The organism is Nocardia farcinica, from assembly GCF_029867845.1.
Lineage (GTDB): Bacteria > Actinomycetota > Actinomycetes > Mycobacteriales > Mycobacteriaceae > Nocardia > Nocardia farcinica_A.
Window position 1 is genome coordinate 1 of record NZ_JARWRU010000351.1, and the last position, 7,833, is coordinate 7,833.

A 7,833-nucleotide genomic window follows, 5' to 3' on the forward strand; every position below is an offset into this window, starting at 1 on the left:
GGTTGCGGGAACGGCCGGTCACCGGTCTGGCGGTGGGGGGCGGGGGGACGGGCTGGCGGGCGGGAGCGCCGAGGGTGAGCCGCTGGAGGAGGGCGCCGACGGCGACGGTCGCGAGGAGGAACAGCGGCGCCGACCACAACATCCACCAGGAGCCGCCATCGGGTGTGTACACCTCCGGCCGCGGCCAGGCGAGGTTCACCACCATCGCCACGCCCCAGATCACCGCGAGCGCGTTGAGCGGGACACCCCAGCGGCCCAGCCGGAACAGGCCGTCGGGCACCTGGTCGTCGTCGGACCAGCCCCGGACCCGGCGCACCAGCAGCGGCACCGTCACCAGCAGGTAGGCGACGTAGAGGGTGACGATGCAGACGCTGGCCAGGGTGGAGAAGATGGCAGCGTTGCCGAAGTTCACCACCAGCAGGGTGATGCCGAGGACGCCGATCACCACGGCGGGCAGCACCGGGGTGCCGAAGCGCGGGTGCACGGTCGAGAGCTGCTGCGCGAAGGGTAGTTTGCCGTCGCGGGCCATCGAGAACATCAGGCGCGAACCGGCGGTCTGGATCGCCAGCGTGCACACGGTGACCGCGATCGCGACGCAGCCGAGCAGCAGGGTGCCCGCCGGGCTGTTCAGCTTGGCGGAGATGACGTAGGCCAGTCCCTCCGAGGCCAGCTTGCCGTCGGTCAGACTCGGCGCGGCCATCAGCGCGCCCAGCATCATCAGGCCGCCGCCGAGCGCCGAGGCGGCCAGCGCGCCGAGGATGGTGCGCGGGGCGACCCGGCGCGGGTTCCTGGTCTCCTCGGACAACTCACCGGCGGAGTCGAAGCCGACCATCACGTAGGCGGCCATCAGGCCGGAGACGAGGAACGCCGCCCAGTACGGGCCGGGCGCGGCGGCCGAATTGTCCAGCACCACCGACGGTCCGCGTTCCACACCGGCGAAGAAGACGCCGATGATGGCCAGCACGCCGACGATCTCGATGGTGACGCCGATCGAGTTCAGCCGCGACATCCAGTCGATGCCGACCACGTTCACCAGCGTGGTCAGGATGAGCAGACCGCTGCCGAGCAGCACCGCGTTGGCCGCGCCGGAGGGCGAGGTCAGCGCGCTGTCCTCGCCGATGATCTGGAAACCACTCCAGATCGCGGGCAGCACCACCTGTAACGCGATCGCGGCGGCGGCCGCGGTGACCACCTGGGCGATGATCATCATCCAGCCGGCGAACCAGCCGACCGTCTCCCCGGCCAGCCTGCGCGACCACTGGTAGATGCAGCCCGAGATCGGATAGCGCGCGGCCAGTTCGGCGAAGTTCAGCGCCACCAGGAACTGGCCCGCGAAGACGACCGGCCAGGTCCAGAAGAACGCGGCGCCGCCGAATCCGTAACCGAGGCCGAAGAACTGGAAGATCGTGGTGAGGATGGAGACGAACGAGAAGCCGGCCGCGAAGGAGGCGTAGCGGCCGAGCTTGCGATGCAGGACAGGCTGGTAGCCGAACCGTTCGAGGTCGGCGCTGTCGGTGGTATCCGACGGGGTGAGGGTGGTGGCCATGGGGCTGGCTTCCTTCGGCGTCGCGGCCAATATCTGTCACTCGATAGTTTTCGGGCTCCGATGACATCTGCGGTGACGGCGCTGCTTCGACCCGGTTACCGCCGGTAACTTCTGGATTTCCATTGTTTCTGTCAGATGACAGGTATCTCGCCGCGTGGCGAGACGGCCGCTGAGGGGCGGTGCCCCGGCGCGGAACGACGATGGGCGAGAATGGGCGGGTGACCTCCCTTGGGCCAGGGCGTCCGCGTATCGCGCCGCGGCGACGTGAGGGCCGGACCCCGCGCGCGGAGATCCTCGACGCCGCCGCCGAGCTGTTCACCACCCAGGGCTACGCGAGCACCTCGACCCGCGGCATCGCCGACGCGGTCGGCATCAGGCAGGCCTCCCTCTACCACCACTTCCACGCCAAGGACGACATCCTCGAGGCGCTGCTCGAGGGCACGGTCAGCCAGCCGCTGGAACTGACCGAGGCGCTGCGCGCCGAACCCGCGCCTGCGGCGGTCAAGCTGTATGCGCTGGTCCGCTTCGACGTGGCGCAGTTGTGCGCGGCGCGCTGGAACCTCGGCGCGCTGTATCTGCTGCCGGAACTGCGCTCGCCGCGCTTCGAGTCCTTCCGCAGGCAACGCGACGAGCTGCGCGAACACTACGAGCGGCTGGCGGCCGAGGTGGTGGCCGAGGTGGTGGCCGAGCAGGGGCGGGCGAGCGCGCCGGGCGTGGAGGTGCTGCCGTTCCGGCTGGTGGAGAGCGTCATCAGCATCCGCTCCGACGAGGGGCGGGCGCCGGAATACGCCGAGCGGCTCATCCCCGACGCCGTCATGCAGATGCTCGGTCGTTCGGGTGGAGACGACGTGCGGGCGGCCGCTGAGGAACTGCTCGCGCGCCTGGGCTACCCCCGCGCGCGGTGAGCTCGACGCGCGGCGAACGCGTGGCCGCGCGGTGTGGACGACGGGTGGCGCCCTGTCGCCGGGCGGGTCGATCGCGCGCCCCGGAAGCGGTGATCGGCCCGGACGACGCAGCCCCCACCCGGACGTGCGGGCGGGGGCCTCGAGTCGGGCAGCGGTGGTTCAGCCGCGCGCGGCGCGACGGGCCGCCCCGACGGCGCGCTTGGCAATGGCCCAGCGGTGCACCTCGGACGGGCCGTCGTAGACGCGGAACGGCCGGACCTCGCGGGACAGCCGCGCCAGCGGCAGATCGTCGGAGACGCCGAGGCCGCCGCAGAGCTGGATGCTGTTGTCGACGATGCGGCCGATGGCCTCGGCGGCGAAGGTCTTGGCGATGGAGGTGGCGTTGCCCGCGTGGTCGCCCTGGTCGAGTTCCCAGCAGGCGCGCACCAGCAGCGCCCGCGTGGCGGCGATGTCGATCTCGTTGTCGGCGATCATCTTCTGTGCCATGCCGAGATCGCCGATGCGCGAGCCGAAGCCCTGGCGTTCGGCCACCCGCGCCACGGCGATGTCGTGGCCGCGGCGGGCCGCGCCGAGCCAGCGCATGACATGGGTCATGCGGGCGGGGCCGAGGCGGACCTGCGCGTACTCGTAGCCGCGGTCGACCTCGCCGAGCACCGCCTCGTCGGGGACGAACAGGTCGTCGAAGTAGACCTCGCAGTGGCCGCCGATCATGGCCCGGTCCAGGGTGGTGATGTGGCGGCCGACGCGCAGGCCGGGGGCGTCGGCGGGGGCGAGGAACATGGTGGCGCCGCCGCGATCGCCCGGCTCGCCGGAGGTGCGGGCCATGATGATGAAGAAGCCCGCGCCGTCGGCGCCGGTGATGAAGTGCTTGACGCCGTTGATGCGCCAGCCGCCGTCGGCCTTGGTCGCGCGGGTGGTCAGCGCGGCCGGGTCGGAGCCCGCGCCGGGGGCGGGCTCGGTCATGGCGAAGGCCGAGCGGACCTCGCCGCGGGCGAGCGGTTCGAGATACTGGATCCGCTGGTCGGGGTCGGCGATATGGGCCAGCATGTGCACATTGCCCTCGTCGGGGGCGGCGATGTTCAGCGCGGTGGGGCCGAACAGTGAGTAACCCGCCTCCTCGAACACCGGTGCGCGATCGGACATGTTCAGCCCGAGGCCGCCGAACTCGACGGGTGCGTGCGGGGCGAAGACGCCGGCGTCCCTGGCCAGCTTCTGCAAGTTCACCCGCATCGCGTCGCCGCCCGCCGCGGTGATGTCGCCACCGTGCTCGTCCTCGATCGGCAGCACCGTGTCCCGCACGAATGCGCGCGTGCGCTCGATCAGGTCGAGCACGTCGGCGGAATAGGTCAGATCGATCGGCATCGCAACTCCTCCTCGGCATAGGGAGGACCGTCGGTTCCGACCGAACGATCGCTCCGAGTGAACACTCTCACCAGACCGGCTCCGCTGTCAAATAGTAGCCCTCAAATGGGATGATATGGCGGATAGCGGAAATGCGCGGGTGTTCGGATAGGCTGAACAACATGTCCGTTCCGTCATGTCCGTCACGGAGTGCCGCGTCGCCGAACACCGGGCAACCGCACGAGGCCGTCCGCGCGGCGCGTATCGCCGCCGGGCTCTCGCTGCGCGAGCTGGCGCGGCGGATCGGGGTGAGCCCGGCGACGCTGAGCGCCGTCGAGAACGGGCGCACCGGACTGTCGGTCGAGCGGCTCAACGCCGTGGCCGCCGCGCTCGGCCTCACCGCCGCCCAGTTGCTCGGCGGCACACCCGCTCCCGCCCGCGACGGCGCGGCTCCGCCCGCCGCCGCGGACGTGGTCGACGGGAGCGGGGACTGGCGCGCGTTCGGGCCGCTGGGCGCCGATCCGGTGCTGATCGCCGCCATCGCCTCCTTCGTCGACATCGGCTACCACGGCACCACCGTGCGCGCGCTGGCCGACCGCGCGGGCACCAGCGTGCCCGGTCTCTACCACCGCTATCGCGACAAACAGGACCTGCTGGTGCGCATCCTCGACCTGACCATGGACGAGCTGCACTGGCGGGTGCCCGCCGCCCGCGCCGAAGGCGCCGACCCGGTGCACCGGGTCCGGCTCATCGTCGAGGCGCTCGCGCTGTTCCACACCCACCGCCGCGAACTGGGCTTCATCGGCGCCAGCGAGATGCGCAGCCTGCTGCCCGCCGACCGCGCCAGGATCGCCCGCTCCCGCCGCGAGATCCAGCGTTACCTGGACGAGGAGATCGAATCCGGCCGCGCCGACGGGTATTTCGACGTCGATGACCCGCAGGCCGCCGGGCGGGCCATCGCCACCATGTGCACCGGCATCGCGCAGTGGTTCGCCGAGCGCGGGCCGTACACGCCGGAGCAGATCGCCCGGCAGTACGCGGATTTCGCGATCGCGCTGCTCACCCAGGGACATCGGATCGGTGCCGGCCGTCGCGTCGGTGGTCCGTTTCCTCCGGCGCTGTCGTGACGAGACCCGGTGCGCCGGAAGCGGCAGGCCGCACCCGCTCGCCCGGGTGCGCGCCGAGATCGAGGACGTCGTCGGCGAGCCGGTCGATCACGGACTCCTGATGGCTGATGAGCAGCAGGGACATGCCCTCGCGACGCAGCCGGTCGAGCAGTTCGACCACGACCTCGCGGGAGTCGTCGTCGAGGGAGGCGGTGATCTCGTCGCAGATCAGCACCCGTGGCGCGGCCGCCAGCGCGCGGGCCAGGGCGACCCGCTGCTGCTGACCGCCGGACAGCTGCCCCGGCCTGCGCCGGGCGATCTCGGGATCGAGCCGTACCGCGGCGAGCAGGCGCCCGGCCTCGGCACGCGCTCGCGCGGCGTCCATGCCGCGCAGTAGCCGCAGCGGCCGGGCGATCTGCGTGCCCACCCGATGGCTGGGGTTGAGCGAGCCTGCCGGATTCTGCGCGACCAGCTGGATCGCCCCGCAGTGCGCCGCGGTCCGTGCCTCGACCCGGGCGGGCAGTGGCTGCGCGCCGAGGCGGATGTGCCCGCGGACCGGAAGGTGCAACCCGGCGACGGTGCGCGCCAAGGTCGTCTTGCCCGTGCCGGAGCGGCCGGTGACCGCCAGACAGGAGCCCGCGGCGAGGTCGAAGGACAGACCGGCGGCGACGGGACGGCCGCGGTGGCCGATGGTGAGATCCTCGGCCCGCAGGATCGGCGGCGCGGAGACAGTCCGCCGTCTCGTCCGTGCGACCGGCTCCGGCGGTGCGCCCGGGAAGCCGGGGGTGCAGGCAAGGCTTTTCACGTGGCCGTGGTCGAGCTCGAGCACCTGGTCGGCCATCGGCGCGACGGCAGGCAGATCGTGGGTGATCACCAGGAACGCGGTGCCGGACTCGCGACGCAGACGGACCAGGGTGTCGAGGAGCTCGGCGCGGGTACGGCGGTCGAGGCCGGTGGTCGGCTCGTCGAGGACGACCACCGCCGGGTCGTCGAGCAACGCCATCGCCAGCAGCACACGCTGCTGCTGGCCGCCGGAGAGCTGGTGGGGGTAGCGTCCGCGGAACTCGCGGTCGTCGGGCAGGCCGACCCGGCGCAGGGCGGCGCACACCGTGGTCGCGCGCTCGGCCGGGGACCTGGGGCGCAGGCGGGCGATCTCGCCGATCGCGGCGCCGATCCGCAGAGCCGGGTTGAGCCCGGTCGCCGGGTCCTGCGGGACGAAACCCACTCGGCGGGCGCCGCCCCCCGCCCCCCCGCTCGAGACCGATCCGGTGGCCGTCCACCCTGGCGGCAGCGCGCCGAGCACCGCCGAGACCAGCGTGGTCTTGCCCGCTCCCGACGGGCCGACAACGGCCAGGCCGCCACCGGGCGGCAATCGGAACGCGATGTCGGTGAGCACCGGCACGCCACGGTCGGTGCGGACGGTCAGCCCGTCGACCCGCACCGCGTCGGTGTCCGCCGAGCCGGTGTCGATCGAGCAACCCGTCCGGGTGCCCGAGGCGCGCCGCACGCGCGACGGCGACCCCAGCGCGCGGTCGCCGAGCATGTTGACCGGCACCACGAGCAACATCACCAGCAGCGCGGGGGCGAGCACCGACCACGGCTGGACGCCGAAGCCCGGCCGGTTCTCGGTGATCATCAGTGCCCAGTCCGGCGACGGCGGGCGCAATCCCAGGCCGAGGAAACCGCCGACGGCGACCACGGAGATCACCCCGGCCGAGCGGATGCCCGCGTCGGCGGCGAGGACGGCGCGCAGATTGGGCAGGACCTCGACCACGGCGATGCGCCACAACGGTTCCCGGCGGCCGCGCGCCGCCTCCACGTAACCGGTGGCGGCCAGCTCGTGGACGCAGGTGCGGACGACGCGGGCGATCCACGGGGCGGCGGCCAGGCAGGCGGTGAGCACCATGGCGGGCGCGCCCGCGCCGAGGGCCGTGGCGATGACGGCCAGCAGCAGGAACCACGGGATCACCACCAGCACGTCGATCGGTCGCATGAGCCAGCGGTCGGCGCCTGCGCGCAGCCCGGCCACGAGACCGACGGCGAGACCGATCGCGTAGGCGGCGGCGAGCGCGGCGATCGAGACCGACAACAATGGCAGCCCACCGTGCAGCACCCGGGACAACACGTCCCGTCCCACCACATCGGTGCCGAGCAGATGCGCGCCGCCGGGCGGGCGGAACGGCGGCCCGACCGTGGCCGTCGCCGGATACGGAGCCAGCAGCGGGCCGAACACGATCAGCGCGAGCACCGCCGCCGACAGCAGCGACCAGCCGGTGCGCCACCAGCGCGCGCCGCTCACGACCGCTCCCCGGTGACGATCGCGCGCGCGGGCGGGCTCAGCCACAGCGCCAGCAGATCGGCGGCCAGGTGGACGGCCAGACCGAAGGCCGCCAGCACCACGGCCGCGGACTGCACGAACGGGAAGTCGCGGGCGACGATCGCGCCGATGATCTCCGCGCTCACCCCCGGATACACGAACAGCGTCTCCACCACCGCGATCCCGCCGACCAGCCCGACCACTGCCCCGGCCAGCGGATGCACCGCCGCCGACAGGGCGTTCGGCGCGACGTGCCGCACCAGCAGCCGCGCGCCCCGCACCCCGTTGAGGCGAGCGGTGCGGATGTAGGGCGCGTCGATCACCTGCGCGCACTGGGCGCGCACCATTCGAATCGGATGCGGCGCGGCGCCCAGCAGCAGGCACGCCACCGGAAGCACCAGCACCTCGGGGCTGTGCCACACGCTCGCTCCGCGCGGCACCAGCGACACCGCGGGCAGCAGGCGCAGGCTCAGCGCCACCACCGCCACCGAGAGCACCCCGGTCACGAACGGCGGCACCGATTCCACCGCCGGCGCCGCCGCGCTCACCACCCGGTCGAGCCACGACCCCGGCCGCAATCCCGCCAGCAGACCCAGGCCGATCGCCAGCGGTATCAAC

General features: G+C 72.8%; 6 protein-coding genes. 2 read left to right on the top strand and 4 right to left on the bottom strand.

What is annotated here, in order from left to right:
- On the bottom strand, positions 1-1,546 hold a 1,546-nt coding region (locus tag QH283_RS07545), incomplete at its 3' end, for an amino acid permease (RefSeq protein ID WP_280502300.1).
- Between the two features lie 218 nt (positions 1,547-1,764).
- On the opposite strand from QH283_RS07545, the gene QH283_RS07550 reads away from it, so the two are divergent.
- Positions 1,765-2,451 (top strand): TetR/AcrR family transcriptional regulator, encoded by a 687-nt coding sequence (locus QH283_RS07550; protein WP_280502301.1) that lies wholly within the window; start codon positions 1,765-1,767, stop codon positions 2,449-2,451.
- Between the two features lie 159 nt (positions 2,452-2,610).
- On the opposite strand, the gene QH283_RS07555 is transcribed toward QH283_RS07550, so the two are convergent.
- Positions 2,611-3,813 (bottom strand): acyl-CoA dehydrogenase family protein, encoded by a 1,203-nt coding sequence (locus QH283_RS07555; protein ID WP_280502302.1) that lies wholly within the window; start codon positions 3,811-3,813, stop codon positions 2,611-2,613.
- Between the two features lie 161 nt (positions 3,814-3,974).
- On the opposite strand from QH283_RS07555, the gene QH283_RS07560 reads away from it, so the two are divergent.
- Complete coding sequence (locus QH283_RS07560) at positions 3,975-4,919, top strand: helix-turn-helix domain-containing protein (protein WP_280502303.1); 945 nt, start codon at positions 3,975-3,977, stop codon at positions 4,917-4,919.
- Here the strand turns inward: QH283_RS07560 and QH283_RS07565 are convergent.
- Positions 4,852-7,197 carry an ABC transporter ATP-binding protein/permease gene (locus tag QH283_RS07565; RefSeq protein WP_280502304.1) on the bottom strand — a complete coding sequence of 782 codons (2,346 nt, stop codon included), beginning with the start codon at positions 7,195-7,197 and terminating at the stop codon, positions 4,852-4,854. The genes QH283_RS07560 and QH283_RS07565 overlap by 68 nt on opposite strands.
- The coding region (locus QH283_RS07570) for an ABC transporter permease (RefSeq protein WP_280502305.1) at positions 7,194-7,833 on the bottom strand (640 nt) is incomplete at its 5' end. The genes QH283_RS07565 and QH283_RS07570, both read right to left, overlap by 4 nt.

Coding starts and splice junctions, on each gene's coding strand:
- QH283_RS07555 (WP_280502302.1), bottom strand. CDS start 3,813: ATGCCGATCGATCTGACCTATTCCGCCGACGTGCTCGACCTGATCGAG.
- QH283_RS07560 (WP_280502303.1), top strand. CDS start 3,975: ATGTCCGTTCCGTCATGTCCGTCACGGAGTGCCGCGTCGCCGAACACC.